Annotated in this window: 21 protein-coding genes and 2 riboswitches; of the genes, 13 read left to right on the forward strand and 8 right to left on the reverse strand. The window is 63.4% G+C overall.

The window, feature by feature from the left end; translation table 11 throughout:
• The first annotated feature begins 42 nt into the window (after positions 1 to 42).
• Positions 43 to 2,394 carry an ATP-dependent helicase gene (locus tag KPG71_RS04915; protein ID WP_216337007.1) on the forward strand — a complete coding sequence of 784 codons (2,352 nt, stop codon included), beginning with the start codon at positions 43 to 45 and terminating at the stop codon, positions 2,392 to 2,394.
• A gap of 109 nt (positions 2,395 to 2,503) precedes the next feature.
• Positions 2,504 to 2,693, forward strand: a riboswitch (cobalamin riboswitch).
• Between the two features lie 102 nt (positions 2,694 to 2,795).
• Positions 2,796 to 3,068, forward strand: coding sequence for a hypothetical protein (locus tag KPG71_RS04920; RefSeq protein WP_253196098.1), 273 nt, complete (start codon positions 2,796 to 2,798; stop codon positions 3,066 to 3,068).
• Here the strand turns inward: KPG71_RS04920 and KPG71_RS04925 are convergent.
• From KPG71_RS04925 to KPG71_RS04935, 3 genes are all read right to left on the reverse strand, one after another.
• Positions 3,065 to 4,366, reverse strand: coding sequence for an ArgE/DapE family deacylase (locus KPG71_RS04925; RefSeq protein ID WP_216337008.1), 1,302 nt, complete (start codon positions 4,364 to 4,366; stop codon positions 3,065 to 3,067). The two genes, KPG71_RS04920 and KPG71_RS04925, sit on opposite strands and share 4 nt — an antisense overlap.
• Before the next feature lie 281 nt (positions 4,367 to 4,647).
• Positions 4,648 to 4,869: a DUF1127 domain-containing protein gene (locus KPG71_RS04930; protein WP_216337009.1), complete on the reverse strand. Its 222-nt coding sequence runs from the start codon at positions 4,867 to 4,869 to the stop codon at positions 4,648 to 4,650.
• Positions 4,870 to 5,249: 380 nt separating this feature from the next.
• Positions 5,250 to 5,783, reverse strand: coding sequence for a peptidoglycan-binding protein (locus KPG71_RS04935; protein ID WP_216337010.1), 534 nt, complete (start codon positions 5,781 to 5,783; stop codon positions 5,250 to 5,252).
• Positions 5,784 to 5,996: 213 nt separating this feature from the next.
• Here KPG71_RS04935 and KPG71_RS04940 point away from each other — a divergent pair, with 213 nt between their 5' ends.
• Together KPG71_RS04940 and KPG71_RS04945 are read left to right on the forward strand one after the other, a co-directional pair.
• The gene (locus KPG71_RS04940; protein WP_073034821.1) at positions 5,997 to 6,320 is read left to right on the forward strand and encodes a 2Fe-2S iron-sulfur cluster-binding protein; all 324 of its coding nucleotides are present in this window, start codon (positions 5,997 to 5,999) and stop codon (positions 6,318 to 6,320) included.
• Positions 6,321 to 6,323: 3 nt separating this feature from the next.
• Complete coding sequence (locus tag KPG71_RS04945) at positions 6,324 to 7,157, forward strand: VCBS repeat-containing protein (RefSeq protein ID WP_253196099.1); 834 nt, start codon at positions 6,324 to 6,326, stop codon at positions 7,155 to 7,157.
• A 60-nt stretch (positions 7,158 to 7,217) separates the two neighbouring features.
• Here KPG71_RS04945 and KPG71_RS04950 read toward each other — a convergent pair whose 3' ends face one another.
• Both KPG71_RS04950 and purD read right to left on the reverse strand, forming a co-directional pair.
• Complete coding sequence (locus KPG71_RS04950) at positions 7,218 to 8,111, reverse strand: bestrophin family protein (protein WP_216337011.1); 894 nt, start codon at positions 8,109 to 8,111, stop codon at positions 7,218 to 7,220.
• On the reverse strand, positions 8,108 to 9,373 hold the full coding sequence (gene purD / locus KPG71_RS04955) for a phosphoribosylamine--glycine ligase (protein ID WP_216337211.1): 1,266 nt from the start codon (positions 9,371 to 9,373) through the stop codon (positions 8,108 to 8,110). Before purD ends, KPG71_RS04950 begins: the two co-directional genes overlap by 4 nt.
• 73 nt (positions 9,374 to 9,446) lie before the next feature.
• Between purD and xseA the strand changes: the two genes are divergently transcribed.
• On the forward strand, positions 9,447 to 11,033 hold the full coding sequence (gene xseA / locus KPG71_RS04960) for an exodeoxyribonuclease VII large subunit (RefSeq protein WP_216337012.1): 1,587 nt from the start codon (positions 9,447 to 9,449) through the stop codon (positions 11,031 to 11,033).
• An 81-nt stretch (positions 11,034 to 11,114) separates the two neighbouring features.
• Here the strand turns inward: xseA and KPG71_RS04965 are convergent, their stop codons facing one another.
• Positions 11,115 to 11,513, reverse strand: coding sequence for a hypothetical protein (locus KPG71_RS04965; protein ID WP_216337013.1), 399 nt, complete (start codon positions 11,511 to 11,513; stop codon positions 11,115 to 11,117).
• Between the two features lie 216 nt (positions 11,514 to 11,729).
• Between KPG71_RS04965 and KPG71_RS04970 the strand changes: the two genes are divergently transcribed.
• The 3 genes from KPG71_RS04970 to ftsY are packed head-to-tail and all read left to right on the forward strand — an operon-like array spanning position 11,730 to position 15,459.
• Positions 11,730 to 13,415 (forward strand): NAD(P)H-dependent oxidoreductase subunit E, encoded by a 1,686-nt coding sequence (locus KPG71_RS04970; RefSeq protein WP_216337014.1) that lies wholly within the window; start codon positions 11,730 to 11,732, stop codon positions 13,413 to 13,415.
• Complete coding sequence (locus KPG71_RS04975; protein WP_216337015.1) at positions 13,412 to 14,035, forward strand: lysoplasmalogenase; 624 nt, start codon at positions 13,412 to 13,414, stop codon at positions 14,033 to 14,035. The genes KPG71_RS04970 and KPG71_RS04975 overlap by 4 nt, the downstream gene beginning before the upstream one ends.
• A gap of 59 nt (positions 14,036 to 14,094) precedes the next feature.
• A complete protein-coding gene (gene ftsY / locus KPG71_RS04980) occupies positions 14,095 to 15,459 on the forward strand; it encodes a signal recognition particle-docking protein FtsY (RefSeq protein WP_216337016.1) in 1,365 nt (454 codons plus the stop codon).
• A 1-nt stretch (position 15,460) separates the two neighbouring features.
• Here ftsY and KPG71_RS04985 read toward each other — a convergent pair whose 3' ends face one another.
• Entirely contained in the window at positions 15,461 to 15,973 is a 513-nt protein-coding gene (locus KPG71_RS04985; RefSeq protein WP_216337017.1) for an MgtC/SapB family protein, read from the reverse strand.
• 75 nt (positions 15,974 to 16,048) lie between these two features.
• On the opposite strand from KPG71_RS04985, the gene KPG71_RS04990 reads away from it, so the two are divergent.
• The 3 genes from KPG71_RS04990 (at position 16,049) to KPG71_RS05000 (ending at position 18,297) form a co-directional block, all read left to right on the forward strand.
• Positions 16,049 to 16,951, forward strand: a complete 903-nt coding sequence (locus tag KPG71_RS04990; RefSeq protein ID WP_216337212.1) for an EamA family transporter — start codon at positions 16,049 to 16,051, stop codon at positions 16,949 to 16,951.
• 14 nt (positions 16,952 to 16,965) lie between these two features.
• Positions 16,966 to 17,571 (forward strand): inner membrane-spanning protein YciB, encoded by a 606-nt coding sequence (locus KPG71_RS04995; RefSeq protein ID WP_216337018.1) that lies wholly within the window; start codon positions 16,966 to 16,968, stop codon positions 17,569 to 17,571.
• Between the two features lie 90 nt (positions 17,572 to 17,661).
• A complete protein-coding gene (locus tag KPG71_RS05000; protein ID WP_216337019.1) occupies positions 17,662 to 18,297 on the forward strand; it encodes a hypothetical protein in 636 nt (211 codons plus the stop codon).
• On the opposite strand, the gene KPG71_RS05005 is transcribed toward KPG71_RS05000, so the two are convergent.
• The gene (locus tag KPG71_RS05005; protein ID WP_216337020.1) at positions 18,294 to 19,241 is read right to left on the reverse strand and encodes an alpha/beta fold hydrolase; all 948 of its coding nucleotides are present in this window, start codon (positions 19,239 to 19,241) and stop codon (positions 18,294 to 18,296) included. The genes KPG71_RS05000 and KPG71_RS05005 overlap by 4 nt on opposite strands.
• Before the next feature lie 116 nt (positions 19,242 to 19,357).
• Positions 19,358 to 19,436: riboswitch (SAM riboswitch) on the forward strand.
• Positions 19,437 to 19,498: 62 nt separating this feature from the next.
• Here KPG71_RS05005 and metZ point away from each other — a divergent pair.
• A complete protein-coding gene (metZ, locus tag KPG71_RS05010) occupies positions 19,499 to 20,692 on the forward strand; it encodes an O-succinylhomoserine sulfhydrylase (RefSeq protein WP_216337021.1) in 1,194 nt (397 codons plus the stop codon).
• A gap of 96 nt (positions 20,693 to 20,788) precedes the next feature.
• The gene (folE2, locus tag KPG71_RS05015) at positions 20,789 to 21,889 is read left to right on the forward strand and encodes a GTP cyclohydrolase FolE2 (RefSeq protein ID WP_216337022.1); all 1,101 of its coding nucleotides are present in this window, start codon (positions 20,789 to 20,791) and stop codon (positions 21,887 to 21,889) included.
• The last annotated feature ends 110 nt before the right edge of the window (positions 21,890 to 21,999 follow it).

Consider the following 21,999-nt stretch of genomic DNA (forward strand, 5'->3'; position numbering starts at 1 on the left):
ATTCTCTTTAACTCGAATTTAACCCGCGCTATCCTGAGCGGCATGAGCAGTTATGACGAATCCGACGCCTTCGACGGCGCCAGCCTGTCCGCGCGCGCCCTGGCGGCGCGGCCGATGCCCTATCTCGACGATCTCAACCCCGAGCAGCGCGCGGCGGTCGAGGCGCTGGATGGCCCCGTGTTGATGCTGGCCGGGGCGGGGACCGGGAAGACCAAGGCGCTGACCACCCGTATCGTGCATCTGCTGAACACCGGTTCGGCCCGTCCGAACGAGATTCTGGCGGTGACATTCACCAACAAGGCGGCGCGCGAGATGAAAGAGCGCGTGGGCCGGATGCTGGGCGAGGCGGTGGAGGGAATGCCGTGGCTGGGCACGTTCCATTCGATCTGCGTGAAACTGCTGCGCCGCCATGCGGAACTGGTCGATCTGAAATCGAACTTCACCATTCTGGACACCGACGATCAGGTTCGCCTGCTCAAGCAGTTGATTCAGGCGGCTGGCATTGACGACAAACGCTGGCCTGCGCGGCAATTGGCGGGGGTGATCGACAACTGGAAAAACCGTGCGTGGACACCGGATACGGTGCCTGCCGGCGAGGCATCGGCGTTCGATGGCAAGGCCCCGGCGCTGTATCGGCAATACCAGACCCGCCTGCGTGAGCTGAACGCGGTGGATTTCGGTGACTTGCTGTTGCATGTGGTCACGATTTTCCAGCAGCACGCGGATGTGCTGGCGCAGTATCAGCGCTGGTTCCGTTATATTCTGGTGGACGAGTATCAGGATACCAACGTCGCGCAGTATCTTTGGCTGCGGCTGCTGGCGGGGGGGCACAGGAATATCTGCTGCGTGGGGGACGACGATCAGTCGATCTATGGCTGGCGCGGGGCCGAGGTGGGCAACATCCTGCGCTTCGAGAAGGATTTTCCCGGCGCCACGGTGATCCGGCTGGAGCAGAATTACCGCTCGACCCCGCATATTCTGGCGGCTGCGGGGGGCGTGATCGCGGCCAACAAGGGGCGGCTTGGCAAGGAGTTGTGGACCGACGCGCCCGAGGGCGAAAAGGTGCGCCTGATCGGCCATTGGGACGGCGAGGAAGAGGCCCGTTGGATCGGTGAAGAGATCGAGGCGATGCAGCGCGGCACACGCGGGATGCGGCCCATCGGGCTGGACGAGATGGCGATTCTGGTGCGCGCCAGCCACCAGATGCGCGCCTTCGAGGATCGGTTCCTGACCATCGGCTTGCCCTATCGGGTGATTGGTGGGCCGCGGTTTTACGAGCGGATGGAGATTCGCGACGCCATGGCCTATTTCCGGCTGGTGGTCAGCCCTGCAGACGATCTGGCCTTCGAGCGGATCGTGAACACGCCCAAGCGCGGGCTTGGCGACAAGGCGCAGCAGACGATCCAGCGAATCGCGCGGGAGAATGGCGTGTCGTTGCTGAATGGCGCGGCCCTGGCGGTGGAGCAGGGTGCGATCAAGGGCAAGGGCGCGCAGGCGCTCGGCAAGCTGGTGGTGGACCTGTCACGCTGGGGCCGGATGACGGGCGATGCGGACCTCAGCCATGTGGAGCTGGCCGAGATCATCCTAGATGAATCCGGCTACACGGAGATGTGGCAGAACGACAAGACGCCCGAGGCTCCGGGGCGTCTGGAGAACCTCAAGGAACTGGTGAAGGCGCTGGAGCAGTTCGAGAACCTTGGCGGGTTTCTGGAGCATGTCAGCCTGATCATGGACAACGAAAGCGACGAGCAGGGCGAGAAGGTGTCGATCATGACCCTGCACGCCGCCAAGGGGCTGGAATTTCCCGCCGTGTTCCTGCCGGGGTGGGAGGATGGGCTGTTTCCCTCGCAGCGCTCGATGGACGAAAGCGGGCTGAAAGGTATCGAGGAAGAGCGGCGGCTGGCCTATGTGGGCATCACGCGGGCCGAGGAACTTTGCACGATTTCCTTTGCCGGGAACCGCCGGGTCTATGGGCAGTGGCAATCGCAATTGCCCTCGCGCTTTATCGACGAATTGCCCGAGGCGCATGTCGAGGTGTTGACCCCGCCGGGGCTGTATGGCGGGGACTATGGCGCGGCGGCGGGCGGTGCGGCGCAAAGCGGGCTGGAGCAGCGCGTGGCCGAGGCCAATGTCTATAATTCGCCGGGGTGGCGGCGGTTGCAGGAACGTGCCGCCGAGCGGCCCGCCAGCCAGCCGCGCGGGGCGAAATCCAGCGTGATCGACGCGCAGGCCGTCAGCGCTCATACGGTGGGCGAGCGGGTGTTTCACCAGAAATTCGGTTATGGCGCGATCATCGGAATCGAGGGCGACAAGCTGGAGATCGATTTTGAAAAGGCGGGCGTCAAGAAAGTGGTGGCGCGATTCGTCATGGGCACGGACGACGTGCCGTTCTGATCCCGTTCTCACAAGCCGCGCGGAATATTTCGAAACGGACGAGGGTTGCGGCGTGTCGGTGGCCGGCCGGAAATGGCGTTTTCACAGCTTGCGCGACTCGGCGTTCCGGGGCACTCTCAAACTCCGAGGTGCCCGCATAATGCGGGAGAATTGGGAAGCCGGTGAAACTCCGGCGCTGCCCCCGCAACGGTAAGGATGGGGGATGCGGCACAAGGCCACTGGACGCGTGAACAGGTCCGGGAAGGCGCTGCATCCGATCTCTCCAAGCCCGGAAACCAGCCTTGGACAACGTCAAGCTGCGGAGGGCGGTGCGGACGGGGGAAACCGGCGTCCGGTTTCGTTTCGTTCACATGGTCCTTTGCCCCAGATCGGCCCGGGGTGTGGCCGAAGGAGTGAACGAAATGAGTGCAGGCCGCATTCTGAGCGGATTGGAAACCAGCGACGCAACCGGGGCCGAGGCCGAGGCGGTGGCGCGCATGGGATTTCTGGAATGGGTTTTCGCCGAACCGGACGCGGTGACCGCACGGGCGGCGCAGGTCGCACTGGACTGTCCGGAGGCGCGCAATGCGGTCAGCCCGGCGGCGCAGGCCTTTGTCGGGTTTCTGAAACAGGCCGGAAGCGGTGGCGCGGCGCGCCCGGTGCGCCGCAGGCGGCGGGCGCTGGCCCTGCATTAACCCCCTATTGGTCGCAATCCGCACCAGTCGGCGATGAACAGGGCGATCACCTCGGTGCAGCGTTGCATCGAGGCGAGATTCACCTTTTCGTCAAAGCCGTGGATGCTGTCGGCTTCGGGGCCGTAACACAGGCTGGGGATGCCGTGGTAGAGCCCGTAAAACCGCGTGTCGGTCAGGGCTGTCCATGACTGATCCTCGGGTTTGGCCTGCCCTGTGGCGGCGGCATGGGCGCGGGCCAGCGCGGCCTCGGGGGCGTCGGCGTTTTCGAGCGCGTAACCATCGGCCATGAACCCCGTCCATTCGATTTCGGGCGGGGTGTCGCGCAGGAAGGGGTGGGCGGCGGCGGCTTTTTCGACGGTATCGACGATTTGCGCGCGGCGCGCCTCCACGTCATCGCCGGGCAGCAGGCCCATGCGGCAATCCACGTCGCACCAGGCGGGCAGGCTGGAGGTCCAGTCGCCGCCCCGGATCATACCGGCGTTGAAATTCAGCGGGTGCGTGACTTCGCGGTAATGCGGGTGATTGGCGGCTTCGGCATTCCAGTCGTTCTCCATGTCCTGAAGCGCGTTGATGAGGTGCATCGCGGCGGTGATCGCACTGGAACCGGTGCCGGCATAGGCCACATGGGCGGGCCGTCCGCGCACCTTGAGGCGGAACCAGATCGCGCCGACCTGCGCGCGCACCAGCCCGAGACCGGTGGGTTCGGGGATGAAGGCGCAATCGGCGCGATAGCCGCGCGCGAGGGTGGACAGCGCGCCGAGGCCCGAGCTTTCCTCTTCGACGACCGATTGGTAATGCACCCGGCCCGCCGGGGCATGGCCCGCCCGGCGCAGGGCATCGACGGCGAACAGCGCCGCGACCTTACCCGCCTTCATGTCGCCCGCGCCGCGCCCATACATCCAGCCATCGCGGATTTGCGGATCATAGGGCGGCGTTGCCCACATTTCATGCGGGCCTTCGGGCACGACATCGAGATGGCCTTGCAGTATCAGAGAGCGCCCGCCGCCGGTGCCGGGGTCGAGTGTGCCGACCACCGAGCGGATATGCGTGACCTCGCCGTTGCAATCGCAAAATCCCGGCTGGTCCCGCAGTGCGGCTGTCGGAACGCTCCAGTCATCCACGTCCCAATCGCGCTCCTTCAGGGCCTTGGCCATGAAGTCGAGCGCGGGGTCTTCCTGTCCGCGTGTGCTGGGGATGCGGGTGAAATCGGCCAGAAATTCGGTTTGCCGCTCAAAACCATCGGCGACGGCGTCGATGATGGCCTGACGGATCGAAGGGGTGTCGGCGGAAAGGGTCATGTTTGCTGTCCCGTGCTGTTCACCGGGATACGAGCAGGTTGGGCCACTCTCCGTCAAGTGTCTGGCACAAAAAGAAAACGGCGGCGCCAGGGAGGAGGAGAGGCGCCGCCGTTCCATCTTACGAGCGGCCCAGGGAGGAGGAGAGGGCCTATCGCAATCTTTTGGGTCTGGATGTGACCCGGGTCTTTAGGGCGGCGGCTCCTAAGGGAGGAGGAGGGGAGCCGCCGCCATTGACAGGTGCTTCAGGGAGGAGGAGAGAAGCACCTGAACTCGAAAAATCTTTAGTTCTGAATGCCGTATACGGCTTCCAGTGCGGCGGAGCGCAGGCCCGAGCGGTGCAGGCCGAGATCGGCCAGCGAACGGTCGTCGAGGTTCTGCAACTCGTTCAGAGTGGCGCGATAGATGCGGTAGTCGGAAAAGCGTTGCATCAGGTGATGCAGAGCGGCACTGATTTCCAGTCCGAGGCCGGTTTCCGTTGCGCGGGTGTAGTTTGCGAAAGTCATCGTCTTGCGTCCGAATTTAAGTGGTGAACACCGTTTGGGTGTGTGTGTGTCTTGCTGTTGACCTCAAGATACGCCGATGCTGCGTGTGCACAATACCCCGCGTGATCAATGCTGCTATGCAGAAAATGCATAAGAAAGGCTGACCTAAGGTTAAGCGATCATTCGATAATTTTGGCGGTTGGCGAACGCCCATATGCGCAAGGCCGATCCGTGCGCCGTTCTGTTGAGCGGAGCGCACAGAGCGCAGGCGGTTTCGGGACGATTGCGGGAAATCGGCCACCGGACGGCTGTGGCATTTCGATCACACTGCCATGCGGCAACTGCGAAAGGATGTGCGAATCGATGGGCCTGCCCGGACCGAATCCGGCGTTATGCGACGCTCAGCCGGGGGACAGCGGGTCTTCGACAACGGCAAGGCCCAGTTGCCGGGCGGACTTAAGCGACAGGATGCCCGAATCGAGCCCCTGCGGCGCCTGAAACGCGCGTATGGCGGCGCGGGTGCGGGGCTCCATGCGGCCCGTGACCGGGCCACGGTAGTGACCCCGCACCTTGAGCGCCCGTTGCAGCGAGGCGATGAAATCGGGGGTCAGTTCGCGGGGGCAGGGGGTTTGAAACCACGTCACCTTGCGTTCGCGCAGGATCGCCTGACGGGTTTCCGTTTTGTAGATCGCGGGTTGGAGCACCGTGCCGTCGTCGAGAACCTGCGCCGGTTGCAGCAGGACCTGCCGGGTCTCGGTCTCGATCACGGCGGGGGCGGTCTCCTTGCCCCAACAGGTGCCGGGGGGCGCACCCGGAGGAGCCTCTTGCAGGGTTTGCACGATCTCGGGGTCATTCATCGCCGACGGCACGTCCGGGTTGCAGGCCATCAGCAAGCCACAGGCCAGCAAGGCGGGAAAGGCGGTGCGGGAGATCATGCTCGGGCCTCGGAGGCGTTGTTTTGCAATACCCTAGCGGTTTTGGGCCCGGCAGGAAAGCCGGGCTGTGCGGTGCGCGTTGGGGAACAAAGTGAGAATATGCGGATTTTGTCGCATCTCTTTTCCCGAAAGGTCGCAAATGGGGCTGGTCTGGCGGGGTCGGCTTGTCTAGGTAACGGGCGTGTCTGCCACATCAAGGGAGAACAGGAGTTCATGGCGAAGATCACCTATATCGAGCATAACGGGACCGAACATGTGGTCGATGTGGCCAATGGCCTGACCGTGATGGAAGGCGCGCGTGACAACAATATTCCCGGCATCGAGGCGGATTGCGGCGGTGCCTGCGCCTGTTCGACCTGCCATGTCTATGTCGATCCGGCCTGGGTGGATAAGCTGCCCGCCAAGGACGACATGGAAGAGGACATGCTGGATTTCGCCTATGAGCCCGATCCCGAACGCTCGCGCCTGACCTGCCAGCTCAAGGTTACCGATGCGCTGGACGGGCTGATCGTCCGGATGCCCGAGAAACAGATCTGAACGATGCGGACGGGGCCAGCGATTGCAGGCCTTGCCGCGCTGTTCGTCAGTGCCGCCACCCCGCTTGCCGCGCAGGATGTGACCAAGCCGCGCGGATCGGGCCGGGGATGTATCCATACAGAGGGACCGCCCGGAAGCTCCGTCGCGCGATCGGCGCAGCGGCCCGTTGCGCTTGCGTGGTTCGCCGGGCGCAGCACGGCCTATGATCACGGGGTTCTGGGCGATAGCGTCGAGGCGACGGCGCTATATGTCGGGATCGTGCCGCCGGGCCAGGGCAAGGCGGCGTTTTGTGATTCCGTATCTGCCGGGCCCGACAGGGTTTTCGAAGACACGAGCCCAAGGCTGGCGGACCTCGATGGCGACGGGCGCAACGAGGTGATCGTCGTCGCCTCGCATGTCCGCTATGGGGCGCGACTTGAAATCTATGGCTATCGTGCGCCGGGGCGGGATTTCACCCTGCTGGCCCATACGCCGTATATCGGACAGGCCCATCGTTGGCTGGCCCCGGTGGGCGCGGCCGATCTGGATGGCGACGGGACGATCGAGATCGCCTATATCGACCGTCCGCATTTGGCGAAAACCCTGCGCATCTGGCGCTATGACGATGGGGCTCTCGTTCCCGTGGCAGAGCGAGCCGGGTTCACCAATCACAAGATCGGCTGGGATTTCATTCCCGGCGGGATTCGGGAATGCGGGTCGCGCGCCGAAATGATCGTGGCCTCGGGCGACTGGTCGAGGGTCATGGGCGTCGGGCTGACGCAGGGCAGGGTCATCGCGCGCGATCTCGGTCCTTATACCGGACCGGACAGCATGAGCGCCGCACAATCCTGCCGCTGATCTTCACCGTTCCGGAAATACTCCGGGGGTGCGGGGGTTGGCCCCCGCGATATACATGCGTCAGCTCAGGTAATAGTTGTCGGGCTTCACGGGCGGCGGGGCCTCGACCCCCAGATGCGGGGCCATGCTGATTTCGATCGTGCGGCACATGGCGTCCAGCGGCAGGCCGTTCACCGTTTCCCCGAAGGGATGGGCCAGTTCCTCGGTCACTTCGGCCAGACCGAAGAACACATAGGCGACCATGCAGACGAAAAGCGGTGTCATCCAGCCGGCGGTGTCCATAAGCGCGAAAGGCAGCAGCAGGCAATAAAGATAGGTCGTGCGGAACACCAGCAAGGAATAGACATAGGGCAGCGGGGTGGTTGCGATCCGCTCGCATCCGGCCTGCGCCAGGGCGATGTTGGCCATCCGTTCGCCAAGCGCCCTGAGGCCGAATCCGTCGATTTCGCCCTTGGCCCTGGCGGCCTGCAATTCATGGGTCATTCTGTTCAGCACGCCACAAGGCGGGTGCGGCGTGTCGCTGAAGGTCTCGGCGGACCAGTCATTCACGCGGCTGTGGTCGCTGAGACCGCGCAATTGGATGCGGTGGTGATGGATAAAGGCCAGTGCCAGCCGTTGGATGCGCTCGCGCCGGGCCGGGTTTTCGATGAACAGTTCGGTTTCGCGGGGCAATGCGCGCATGTCGGCCACCAGCTGCCCCCATAATCGGCGGCCTTCCCACCAGCGTTCGTAGGCGGCGTTGTTGCGAAAGCCGAGGAACAGCGAAAGCGCGACACCGAATACGGCGAATGCCGCAGGGCTGGTATGAACGAGGGTGAAAACATGCTGATCTATTGCGACCAGCCCCGCCGCGATCAGGGACATGCCCAGAATGCGGGGCAGGATGGCAGGCAGGACCGAGCCGCGCAGCGCAAACAGCAACTGCATGATGCCCGGTTTGTCACGCAGGATCATCCAAGCGCGCGCCAGCCAATGTCACGGCGGCAGAATCCTTCGGGCCAGTCGATCCGGTCGACCATGGCATAGGCGCGGTCGCGGGCCTGTTCCAGCGACGCCCCGCGTGCGGTGACGTTCAGCACCCGACCGCCCGAGGCCAGGATCTGCCCGTCCTTTTCGGATGTTCCGGCGTGAAAGACCATGTGAAAGCTGTCCTCGGCGCAATTGTCCAGCCCCTTGATCACGCTGCTCTTTTCATAGGCGCCGGGATAGCCCCTGGCGGCCATCACAATGGTCATGGCATGATCGTTGGCCCAGTTGACCCGTGTTTCGGCCAGCCGCCCTTCGGCGGCGGCCTGCATCAGGTCCAGCGCCTGCGCGCCGAGGCGCATCATCAGCACCTGGCATTCCGGATCGCCGAAGCGCACGTTGTATTCCACCAGACGGGGCTGGCCGTTTTCGATCATCAGCCCGGCATAAAGCACCCCCTGATAGGGCGTGCCGCGCCGGGCCATTTCGGCCAGCGTGGGTTTGACGATTTCATCGAGCGCCTTTTGCGCGATCTCGTCGGTCAGAACCGGGGCGGGGGAATAGGCCCCCATGCCGCCGGTATTGGGGCCGGTGTCGCCCTCGCCGACGCGCTTGTGGTCCTGTGCGGTGCCGATGGGCAGGGCGGATTCACCGTCGCAGAGCACGAAAAAGCTGGCCTCTTCGCCGGTCATGAATTCTTCGATCACCACCTCGGCGCCTGCCGCGCCGAACTCGCCGCCGAACATGTCGTCGATGGCGGCGAGCGCCTGATCTTCGGTTTCGGCCACGATCACGCCCTTGCCGGCGGCCAGCCCGTCGGCCTTGACGACGATGGGCGCGCCCTGTGATTTGACATAGGCTTTGGCGGCTTCGGCATCGGTGAAATGGGCATAGGCCGCCGTGGGGGCGTTTGCCGCATCGCAGATGGCCTTGGTGAAGCTTTTCGAGGCTTCCAGTTCCGCTGCTGCCTGCGACGGGCCGAACACCAGCAGCCCGGCATCGCGCAGCCGGTCGCTGACGCCTGCGGCCAGAGGGGCCTCGGGGCCGACGATGACGAAGTCGATGGCGTTGGCCTCGCAGAAATTGACCACAGCCGCGCCGTTTTCCACATCGAGGCTGGCGCATTCGGCGATTTGCGCGATCCCGGCATTGCCCGGCGCGACGATCAGCTTGTCGCATTTGGGGTTCTGCATCACCGCCCAGGCCAGCGCATGTTCGCGCCCACCACCACCGAGGATCAGGATATTCATGCCGCCACTCTCCTGCTTGGCCTTGCCTGACAGGCGTTCTAAGGTGGCGCGCAGGCAGACACAAGGCGCAGGCATGTCCGATCTGATCGACGACCGCATGGAAGGCGAAAACGCCCCGGAATTTTCAGTCTCCGAGATTTCGGGGGCTGTGAAACGCGTGATCGAGGGCGAATTCGCCCATGTCCGGGTCAAGGGCGAGGTCGGGCGCGTCAGCCGGCCGCGCTCGGGGCATGTATATCTGGACCTCAAGGACGATCGTGCGGTGCTGGCCGGGGTGATCTGGAAAGGGGTCGCATCGCGCCTGTCGGTGCAGCCCGAGGAAGGCATGGAGGTGGTGGCCACAGGCCGATTGACCACGTTTCCGGGGCAGTCGCGCTATCAGATCGTGATCGAGGATATCAAACCGGCGGGCATGGGCGCGCTGATGGCCATGCTGGAAAAACGCAAGGCGCAACTGGCCGGTGAGGGGCTGTTCGCGCCCGAGCGCAAGCGCCCCCTGCCGTTCCTGCCCGAGGTGATCGGGGTGGTGACCTCGCCTTCGGGGGCGGTGATCCGGGATATCCTGCACCGGCTGCGGGATCGTTTTCCGCGCAAGGTGTTGATCTGGCCCGTTGCCGTGCAGGGCGAAAAATGCGCACCCGAGGTGACGCGCGCCATCGAAGGGTTCAACCGGCTGACGCCCGGCGGTGCGCTGCCGCGTCCCGACCTTCTGATTGTGGCGCGGGGCGGGGGCAGTATCGAGGACCTGTGGGGATTCAACGAGGAATCGGTGGTGCGCGCGGCTGCGGCCAGTGAGATACCGCTGATTTCCGCCGTCGGGCACGAAACGGATACGACCCTGATCGACTTTGCCGCCGATCAGCGCGCGCCGACACCCACGGCGGCGGCGGAACTGGCGGTTCCGGTGCGGCTGGACCTGCTGGCGTGGCTGGATAATCAGGAGGCGCGTCTGACCCATGCGCTGACCTCGGGGGTTACGGCGCGTGGCCAGCGGTTGCGCGATCTGGCGCGTGCCTTGCCCCGCCCCGAGCGTCTGCTGGACGGGCCGCGCCAGCGTCTCGATGCGTGGTCGGATCGGTTGCCTGCCGCGTTGACGCGTACGGTGCAGACCCGCCGGGTGCGGCTCTACGAGGCATCGGGCGCTTTGCGCCCCGGCACGTTGCAATCGCGGTTGAGCGGGCGGCAGGATTGGCTGAAATCCTGGGGCGCAAGGCTGGATCCGGCGCTGCTGCGCGGGGTTGCCGCCAAGCGCGAGGCGCTGGATCGCCGGGCTGACCGGCTGACTCTGCGGCCCATCGAGCGCGATATCGCGCAGAAGAAGGTGCAGCTTGGGCAGATCGGTCAACGATTTTCGGATGCGGCCACGCGGCAGACCAAGGGGTGGCGCGACCGGATCGACGGGTTGGACCGGCTGCGCGAAACACTTGGCTACAAGGCGACGCTGAAGCGGGGTTATGCGGTGGTGTATGGCGATGGCGGTGTCGTGACGACCAAGGTTGCGGCAGCGAAGGCCGAGGCCCTGGAAATCGAGTTTTCCGATGGCCGTTTGTCACTGGACCGGGACGCCGGGGACGAAACCTCGGGGGCAAAACCCGCGCGCAAGGCCGCGAAACCGGCCAAGCCGAAAGCCGATCCGCCGGATCAGGGCAGTTTGTTCTGAATGGCCTGAATTGTTCGATTTCTGTAAGAATTTTGCCTATGGATGTGGATGGAGGCGTATTTGAGATCGCATATGTGATGCTCAAACGCCGATTTCAGGGCCCGGACATTCCAGTGGTTCGGCGCTTTTCTCGACTTCGTACAGTTCGGTTTCGCTGTCTTCCGACACGAACCGCGCGATCAGGCCCGAGGCGCTTTGCGTGAAGCTCCAGCATTGCGGTTCGGGGCGGTCTTCGTAGACGAAACAGATCAGCCCGTCCTGTTCGAACCAGCGCCCGTCCTTGCATTCGCCGTCCAGAAACGACCAGCGCACGCGGCGGTCGGACAGGTATTCCTCGGCCCCATAGGGCGCGCCCTGACTGGCGTAGTAAAAGGTCTTGCCACGGGTGTAGGCATCGAACGCCTCGGCGCTCATCATCGGATCGGCGCGCAAGGGCGCGGCGGACAGGAGCAGGCAACAGGCCAGTGCGGTTCGTTTCATGCGGCCAGTCTGGCAGAGAGATCGCGCGCAGGCCAGATATTTGCAACAGTTGAGCGGGGGTAGGCAGAATGGCCCGGATATGCGCATTATAGGAAACACCGTATGTGATTTCGCCTCCGTGCGAACGCTTCCAGTAGCGCAGGTGTCGCTTTTGATCAGGCGAATGGATGGCCGGGGCGTTATCTGATGGCTCGAACCGGATCAGGGGATAGGCAAATGGCATTGGATGATCGCAAGGGCGTCTGGAAGTCGGGCAAGGGCAAGGGGCGTGTCACGCCCAAGGGCCGCCAGGTGGACGATCAGGCGATGGACGATCTGCGCGCCCTTGTGGGCGACGGCCCGCTGCGCCGTGATCTGCTGATCGAGTACCTGCACCTGATTCAGGACGAATACGGCCATTTGTCCGCAGGCCATTTGCGCGCGCTGGCCGAGGCGCTGCGCATCGCACAAGCCGAAGTTTACGAGGTGGCGAGTTTCTACGCCCATTTCGACGTGGTGAAAGAGGGCGAGACCCCGCCGCCCGCCCTGACGATCCGGGTGTGCGATTCGCTGAGTTGCGAGTTGGCGGGGGCGGAACAGTTGCAGCAAGCGCTCGAGCAGGGCTTGGACCCGGCGCAGGTGCGGGTGCTGCGCGCGCCGTGCATGGGCCGCTGCGATAGCGCGCCGGTGCTGGAGATCGGCCATAACCATATCGACCACGCCACGCCGGAAAAGGTGCAGGCGGCGATTGCGGCGGGCGACACCCATGCGCATGTGCCGGATTATGAGGCGTTGGAGGCCTATCGCGCCGAGGGGGGCTATGACGTGCTGACCCGGCTGCGCGAGACTGGGGATTTCGAGACCGTGCAGCAGGAATTGCTGGATGCGGGCCTGCGCGGGCTTGGCGGTGCGGGCTTTCCGTCGGGGCGTAAATGGGGGTTCGTGCGGGCCGAGCCGGGGCCGCGTTACCTGGCCGTGAACGGTGACGAGGGCGAGCCGGGCACCTTCAAGGATCGCTTTTACCTCGAGCGGCAACCGCATGTTTTCCTTGAGGGAATGCTGATCGCCGCCTGGGCGGTCGAGGCGCAAACCTGCTTTATCTATATGCGCGACGAATATCCTGCCGTTCTGGACATCCTGCGCCGTGAAATCGCCGCGTTGGAACGGTCCGGGATCGTTGGGCCGGGCTATATCGAACTGCGCCGGGGCGCGGGCGCTTATATCTGCGGCGAAGAATCCGCGATGATCGAATCGATCGAAGGCAAGCGCGGCCTGCCGCGTCACCGGCCGCCCTTTGTGGCGCAGGTGGGGATTTTCGATCGCCCGACCCTGGTGAACAATGTCGAGACGCTCTATTGGGTGGCGCGTGTGCTGCGCGAGGGCGGCGAGATCCTGTCCGGTGTCGAGAAGAACGGGCGCAAGGGGTTGCGCTCTTATTCGGTGTCGGGGCGGGTGAAAAATCCGGGGGTGCATCTGCTGCCCGCCGGGTCGACCATTACCGATATCATCGAGGCCGCCGGGGGCATGGTGGACGGTCACAGCTTCAAGGCGTATCAGCCGGGCGGTCCGTCCTCGGGGCTGTTGCCTGCGTCGATGAACGACATCCCGCTGGATTTCGATACGCTGCAACCGCATGGCACGTTCATCGGGTCGGCGGCCGTGGTCGTTCTGTCGGATCGGGACAGCGCGAAACAGGCGGCACTGAACATGCTGCGGTTCTTCGAGGATGAAAGCTGTGGGCAATGCACGCCCTGCCGGGTGGGCTGCGAAAAGGCGGTCAAGCTGATGCAGGCCGACAGGTGGGATCAACCGCTGCTGGAAGAGCTGTGCCAGGCGATGGGCGATGCGTCGATCTGCGGACTGGGGCAGGCCGCGCCCAACCCGATCCGCCTGACGATGAAGCATTTCCCTGACGAGATATGATCGGTCTGTTGACCTCTGTCAGCGGAGTCACCGCTCTGCTCTATGGGGGATGGTTCTGTTTTTGTGACCCGTCGCTGTTGCGTTCGGCCATCAAAACTGGGGCCATCGGGGCGCTTGCCGTGCTGGCATCGTTGCATGGGGCCCCTGTCTTGCTGGTGTGCGCCCTGGCCCTGTCCGCGGTTGGCGATCTGGCCTTGTCGCGGTCGGGCGAGCGCGCCTTTCTGATTGGCCTGTGCAGTTTCGCCCTGGCGCATGTCGCCTATATCGCGCTGTTTGCCGGGTTGGGCAGCGGGCTGCCGCCGCTTTTGCCCGCAATCGGGCTGATCCTCTATGCGATCGCGTCGGAAATCTGGCTGGCCCCCCATACCGGCGACATGAAATGGCCGGTGCGGGTTTACGTGGTGCTGATCACCCTGATGGGGCTGGCCGCGCTGACGCTTCCCGGCGGGCTGAACGTGGCATTGATCGGGGCGGGGGCGTTCATTGCGTCGGATACGCTTTTGGCCGTTCAGTTGTTTCGCCTCGATCCGGCCAACCCGTTGCACCGGATTATCAGCCCGGCCTTGTGGGTGTTGTATTACGGCGCGCAGGGGCTGATCCTCTGGGCGGTTCTTGGCTGAGGCTTCCATCTGCCGCCGTTCCGCATTAGGTGAAAGAAAAGCATCGGTGTGGGGGACGCATGGCGTTTTTCAGGAAACTCAAGGATCGGTTGTTCAAGTCGTCGTCGAAAATCGAGGACGGTCTGGATGCGATCATCGAAGACGGCGGTGAAGAGGAGGAGGTCGAAACCCCGGCCCCCGCACAGCCTGAGCCGGAAACGCCCCCCGAACCCGACCCCGAGCCGACGCCGGAGCCAGAACCGGTGCCCGAACCGGAACCGGAACCCGAGCCCGCACCTGAACCTGCGCCGCAACCGGAGCCGATGCCCGTACCCCCCCCCGAACCGGCGCCGCAACCACAACCGGCCCCCGAGCCGCGCCCGCAGGAAGTGCCTGCGCCGCCTTCGGAAATTCCCGGCCCCGCGCCAGCAGAGATGCCGGATGCCACCCCTCAGGAAGCCCCGGTCCGGGCGCCCGAACCGCAGCCCACGCCTGCGCCTCTGGAAATTCCCGTTCAGACGCCGGAAAGCGATGTCTCTACGGCCAGGGCGGAAAAACCGGGTATTCTGGGCCGTCTTCTGGGACGCAAGGAAGGAAAGACCGTTATTCGCCGCGTGCTGGATGACGACATGCTGGAACAGCTGGAAGAGTTGCTGATCACCGCCGATATGGGCGTGGATACCGCCCTGCGCGTCACGGCCAACATGGCCGAGGGGCGCATGGGCAAGAAACTGTCCACGCAGGAGATCAAGGAGCTTCTGGCCGGGGAGATCAGCCGCATCATGGAGCCTGTGGCGCGGCCCATGCCGCTTTATCCCAGGACGCCGCAGGTGGTGCTGGTCGTGGGGGTCAACGGATCGGGCAAGACCACGACGATCGGCAAGCTGGCCAGCCAGTTCAAGGCCGCCGGGAAATCGGTGGTGATTGCAGCGGGCGATACGTTCCGTGCCGCAGCGGTAGAGCAGTTGCAAATCTGGGGCGATCGCGCCGGAGTGCCGGTGCTGACCGCGCCGGAGGGTTCGGACCCGGCGAGCCTGGCGTTTGACGCGATGGAAAAGGCGCAGGCGGATGGGGCCGATCTGTTGATGATCGACACGGCGGGCCGTTTGCAGAACCGCGCCGATTTGATGGAGGAACTGGCCAAGATCGTCCGCGTCATACGCAAGAAAGACGAAACCGCGCCGCATAATACGCTGTTGGTGCTGGATGCCACGACGGGCCAGAATGCGCTGAGCCAGGTCGAGACCTTCCAGAAACTCGCCGATGTCAGCGGCCTGGTCATGACCAAGCTGGACGGCACCGCCAAGGGCGGGGTTCTGGTGGCGCTGGCCGACAAGTTCGGTCTGCCCATTCACGCCATTGGCGTGGGCGAGCAGATCGACGATCTTGCCCCGTTCGATCCCGAAGAGTTCGCCGCCGCGCTGACGGGGCTGGAGCGGGAATGAGTCACTCCGGGGGTGTCGGGTCGTTGGTGCCCAGCCATTTTTCGAACAATCTGAGCACCAGCAGCACGACCAGCACAATCAGCGTCGCCATGACGGCCAGTGGAATCTGCCCCGATCCGCAAGCCAGGCCGATGGCCCCGGCCAGCCACATGGAGGCGCCGGTCGTGATGTTGTGCACCTCGCCCCTGGAGGTGAAGATGATCCCGGCGGCCAAAAAGGCGACACCGGCGGTCACCGCCTCGATCAGGCGCAAGGGATCGACGCGCAGGGCTTCGTCATCGCCGAACGGTATCGTGGCCAGTTGCTGGCTGACGATGATGAACAGGCAAGCGGCCATCGACACCAGCATGTGCGTACGCAGCCCTGCCGGTTTGCGCAGCCATTCGCGCTCCATCCCGATGATGCCCCCCAGAAACAAGGCCGCCGTCAGGCGCGCGGCGGAAACAACCGGGGGCACGGCGGAAAATGTGCCGGTGAATTCATTGGCGAAAGTGTCGAACGAAAATTCGTACATGCGGCCTCGAAATCGTGGTCATGGCAGACTCTGGCCACCCTATCATGAAATGCAAGGGGCGGCATCGACATGACGGTGAGCGACTGGCTGCTCTCGCTGGAAGGGACGGAGGCAGGGCATCAGCTGGCCCTTGCCCTGGCGGTGCTGGCGGCGCTGTTGCATGCGGTTTTCGGGGCCTTGCAGAAAGGGAAGCATGATCCGTGGCTCAGCCGTGGGGCCATCGACGGAAGCTATGGGATCATGGCCGCACCTTTCGCCCTGTTCGTGGTGCCGTGGCCGGAGCCGCATATGTGGCCGATCTTCGGCTGGGTGTTCCTGATCCATCTGAGTTACAAGATCCTGCAGGCGCAGGCCTATACCAAGGGGGCCTACACGGTGGTCTATCCGGTGGTGCGCGGCACCAGCCCCTTGTTCACGGTGGTCGGGGCATACCTGCTGTTTTCCGAAATCTTCACGCCGGTGCAATGGCTGGGCGTTGCGGTGTTGCTGTCGGGGATCTTCGGGCTGGCCGTCTATAATCTGCGCTATCTCGAGGTGAACCGCGAAAACCTGCCGTCGGCGCTGATGCTGGCCGTGGCGACGGGGTTGTTCGTGGCGCTTTACACGACATATGACGCCTATGGCATCCGCGCTGCCGCCGACCCGTTCACCTTTCTGGCGTGGTTTTTCATGCTCGACGGGGTGGTTCTGCCGATCTATGCCTTTCTGCGATGGCGGGCGATGCCTGCGCGGCCTGCGCCGGGGCCATTGTTCCTGCGCGGACTCGTGGGCGGTGTGGTGGCGTTCTTTTCGTTCGGGTCGATCCTGATGGCCACGCGGCTGGACAAGGTGGGCGAGGCGGCGGTGTTGCGCGAAACCTCGACTGTGTTCGCGGCTCTGATCGGCTGGCTGGTGCTGAAGGAAACGGTGGGACCGCGCCGGATCGCGTTGATGACGTTGATCGCGGCTGGCGCTGTGATAGTTGAAATGGGCGGATAACAATGAGGCCGGACATGAGCGAGCGCAAGATCAACCCGATGCTGAAAACAGGGCTGGAGCTGGGTCCGATCCTGGGCTTTTTCGCCGCTTACCTGTGGCTCAAGGATCGGATTTTTACCATCGGCGGAACCGAATACGAGGGGTTCATCGTCGTGACCGCCGGGTTCATTCCGGTATTCCTGCTGGCGATGGGGCTGTTGTGGTGGCTGACCGGGCATTTGTCGAAAATGCAGGTGGTCACGGCGGTGCTGATCGTGGTGTTCGGGGGGCTCAGCGTGTGGTTCAACGATCCGCGGTTCTTCAAGATGAAACCGACGATCATCTATGTGCTGTTCGGCGGTGTTCTGGTGGCCGGATTGTTGCGTGGCCAATCCTGGCTGCAATACGTGATGGAGGGCGTCATGCCGCTGACCGACCAGGGCTGGATGATTCTGACCAAGAGGCTTGCAGCGTTCTTTTTCGGCCTTGCGATTGCCAATGAACTGGTCTGGCGCCTGATGAGCGAAGAGGCCTGGGTTTATTTCAAGACGTTCGGCCTGACGGCGGCGATTTTCCTGTTTTTCATGGGGCAGGGCCGGTTGTTTCGCGATCATGGAACGCAGACCGACGATAACGGCTGACGTTACGTCATCTATCGGCGGCTGTGAATTTCGTGGAAAACTCACATGCTGGTCGGGATTTTGCCAGATTTCGCCCGTATCGCGGGAGGTATGATCAAGTCGACCTCCACCCGGTTGTGGTTCGCCGCCACCTCGATCCCGCCAATCCGGCCGGAGAATCTCCTTCCCGTTGTCATGATGCTGATCCTCTGGATCGTCATGCGCCAGTCCGGTTTTTCCGAAGAGCGCGCATTCGTGTCGTCGGTCGTGTTGGCCGAGGTCTACACGATCTGGCGGAACCTGCCGAATGCAGCCTATAGCTTGCGCAAGGTGCGTGAGGGCAAGCCCGGCATGCTGCTCTGGCCGGTGCTGATCATGGTTCTGTTGGCCGGTGTGCAACTGGCGTTGAATGATCCCCTGGTGACGCAACGCGTGGTGACGGGCTTTTGCTGCTTTTTCCTGATCATCATGTTCCTTGGCATGCGGCGGGAACAGGATCTGCTGGAACGTGTCGCGCCGTCACAGGGCCCCAATGCGCAACCGGTTCAGCGGGTCAGCCTGTTGCGGGTGAATGCATTTGCCGCAGCCGTCGTGATCATCGTTAATGAAATACTGATCGCCACCGAAACGCTGGCCGTCTGGATCACGGTGGTGCCGGTGTTCGTGCTGTTCCTGCACGCATTCTACTGGTTCATGGTTCTGATGGTGCTGCCCATGGAAGAGCCGCTGGACGAAGGGGCGGCCTAGGGAAGGGCCGCCGTTTCCGGCCGTGCCACGGGCAGGATGCGCGGTGCCAGTCCCCGCAGTCGCGTCCAGTGCGGATCGGGCTGATAGGGCAGGGCGGTGCGCAATTCGCTTATCGGCCAGTCGTCGGGGTGGCGCAGAATGTCACGGTAAAACGGAAATACTCCGGGTCGCAGATAGGCGGACCAGTGGCAGATGCGCGTTTTGGCGGGGGCGATCGAAAACCCTGCCCGTGACAGTCGGGCCAAGGTCGCGGGATGGTCCAGTTGCAGGTTCAGTGTGTTGGGCAGGTCAGGCAGGCCACGCCCCAGGCTGCGGTTCTCGCGGAAACGGGCAGGCGGGATCAGCCGCTCCAGCAGGAAGTCGAACAGGTCGTTTTCGCGCGTCGTGACATTGATGATTTCGGCGGTGCGTCCGGCATCCGTGGACAGCGCGGTCTTTGCGGTTTCGATATACTCCGCGCCACACAGGAGGATCGCACGCCTTATGCTGTCCCCTGGCAGATCGTGCAGGGCGCTCAGGACGACGCGGGCGCCAAGAGAGTGCGCGATCAGGTGGACAGGCCTGCCGGGGGCGATTTGATGAATCGTGCGGATCAGGCGGGCCAGGGAATGACCTGCGTTTCTGGCCTGTCGGTAGGCCTGCCAGATCGTGCCGCGCCCGGCCCAGCCAAAGGCGATGCCAAGACCTTCGCCGCGATGCCCTGCACCATAGCCAAGGTGACGCGGCCAGCTGAGCGTTTTCCAGCACCGGCTGAGGGGCGAAAGCGACAGGATGTGATTGTGCGGGCAATCCAGCCCTTGTCCGGGGGCGAACTTGAACCCGTGCGTCATGATGATGATTGGCCCCTGTGCGCGCAAAGCCTGCGTCAGGGATGGGCGCAAGGGCCGGGGCGTTCCGTGCAAGGCTGGCCCTTCGGGTCCGGCATTGATTTGCAAAAACGGCATGCGATCGGGTTCCCACAACATCTTGTGGCCTCTCGATAGGAAACACATACGAAACTTTCTTGAAGAGCAGGTTAAACCCGCGTGACGGTGTTGACCTGCAACAGCAGGGCGGCTAATCCGTTTCGCGTGGCGATTTGTTACCGGATTGCGGGCCACGTTAAACAACACCGCTAAAGAGGTCAGGATGAAAGCCCCCTTTCGCTTGACCGCGTCGGGGGTTTTTTTATTGGGGCCTGCAAGGCCCGTGGAGGTCGGATATGGACAGTGAATGGAAAGCGCGCACCAAGCTGGTGCATGGTGGTACGCGGCGCAGCCAGTGGAACGAGGTCAGCGAAGCGATTTTCCTGACTCAAGGGTTCGTTTACGAAACGGCCGAGCAGGCCGAGGCGCGTTTTCTGAACGCGGGACCGGATGAATATATCTATGCCCGGTACGGCAATCCCACCGTGGCCATGTTCGAGGAGCGGATCGCGGCTCTCGAAGGGGCCGAGGACGCTTTTGCCACGGCCAGCGGCATGGCGGCGGTCAGCGGCGCGCTGACCTCGATGCTCAAGGCCGGGGATCACGTGGTTTCGGCACGGGCGCTGTTCGGATCGTGCCTGTATGTTCTGGAGGAAATCCTGACGCGCTATGGCGTCGAGGTGACATTCGTCGATGGCACCGACCTGGAGCAATGGCGCGACGCCATCCGCGAGGACACCACGGCTGTATTTTTCGAATCGGTGGCCAACCCGACGCTGGACGTTGTCGATTTGCAGAGCGTCGCGGAAATTGCCCATGCGGTCGGGGCGACCGTCATTGTGGACAATGTCTTTGCCACGCCGGTGTTTTCGCGCGCGATCGAACAGGGGGCCGATGTGGTGGTCTATTCGGCGACCAAGCATATCGACGGGCAGGGCCGCGCCCTTGGCGGCGTGATCCTTGGCACGCGCGATTTCATTCGCGGCACGGTCGAGCCCTACATGAAGCACACCGGCGGTTCGATGTCGCCGTTCACGGCGTGGATCATGCTCAAGGGGCTGGAAACGATCTCGCTGCGGGTCAGGGCGCAGGCCGACAGCGCATTGGCCATTGCCGAGGCGCTGCAGGGGCAGGCCGGGCTGGCACGGGTGATTTATCCGGGGCATCCGTCGCATGGCCAATACGATCTGGTACAACGTCAGATGGGCAAGGGCGGCACGGTGATCGCACTGGACCTTGACGGCGGGCAACCGGCGGCGTTCCGGTTCCTGAACGCGTTGCAGATCGTCCTGATCTCCAACAACCTTGGGGATGCCAAATCCATCGCGACCCATCCCGCAACCACCACCCATCAGCGGTTGCCCGATGACCAGAAAGTGGCGCTCGGCATCACGCCTGGGCTGGTGCGCTTGTCGGTGGGGATCGAAGATACCGAAGACCTGGTGGCGGACATCCTGCAAGCCGTGGCCGTCGCGCAGGCCGGGAAATGATCCGGAGTGTCGGTTCCGGCGTACTTCCTTTCGAAATTGGAAATACGCCAGCGGCGTGATTAGATATCACGGGCACCACTGAACAAGGGGCCGGAAATGAACGTTCATACGCGGGAACCGTCGGATATGCCGGATCGTGAAGAAGCCAGGGCGGCGCTCGAGCGTCTGCGCGCGTGGGCCGAAAAGGTCACGCCCGAAGAGGTGGCCGATCTCGACCCGGCCATCGCGCGCCTGCTGCCGGGGCGGCAAAGCGTGAACTATCCCGATCTGGCGCGTGTGTATGACGGCGATTTCGAGGCGGGCGATGCCTACAAGGCCACGATGCCCGATTTGCAGAACGGCCCCAGTTCGCTGATCCGGGGTGCGAAAAAGCAGTTGCAGCATGTCGGTATCTCGAATTTCCGCCTGCCCATCCGTTTCCATACCCGCGATGATGGCGACCTGTCGCTGGAAACCAGCGTGACAGGAACGGTCAGCCTTGAGGCCGGCAAGAAGGGCATCAACATGTCGCGCATCATGCGCAGCTTTTACCGTCATGCGGAAAAGACCTTCAGCTTCGAGGTGATGGAGGCCGCGCTGGACGATTATATCAGCGATCTGGAAACCATCGACGCGCGCCTTCAGATGCGGTTTTCCTACCCGGCCAAGGTGAAATCCCTGCGTTCGGGGCTGGAGGGCTATCAGTATTACGATATCGCGATGGAACTGGTCGAACGGGACGGTCAGCGGCGCAAATTCATGCATCTGGATTATGTCTATTCCTCGACCTGCCCGTGTTCGCTGGAACTCAGCGAACATGCCCGGCAGGTGCGTGGGCGGCTGGCGACACCGCATTCGCAGCGTTCGGTTGCGCGCATTTCGGTCGAATCCAAAGGCGATGACATTTTGTGGTTCGAAGACCTGATCGACATCGCGCGCAGCGCGGTGCCGACCGAAACGCAGGTCATGGTGAAGCGTGAAGACGAACAGGCGTTTGCGGAACTCAACGCGTCGAATCCGATCTTCGTCGAGGATGCCACCCGGCTGTTTTGCGAGAAACTGCACGATGAGCCGCGTATCGGGGATTTCCGGGTGATCGCGAGCCATCAGGAAAGCCTGCACAGCCATGATGCCGTCAGCGTCCTGACCGAAGGCACGACCTTTGCCGCCGACAGCATCGACCCCAAGCTGTTCAATACGCTGTTTCACGTCGGCTAGGCAGTTTTCAGAGCCTGGTTTTTTCGGTTTGCCCGGTTTTTGTGCCGTGGAGCGCATTTTTGCGTTTGAAATGGGCGTCTGGCGGTTCTGCAGACCGGCGGAGTGGTGCG

This window comes from Roseovarius sp. PS-C2 (genome assembly GCF_018862045.1).
GTDB lineage: Bacteria > Pseudomonadota > Alphaproteobacteria > Rhodobacterales > Rhodobacteraceae > Roseovarius.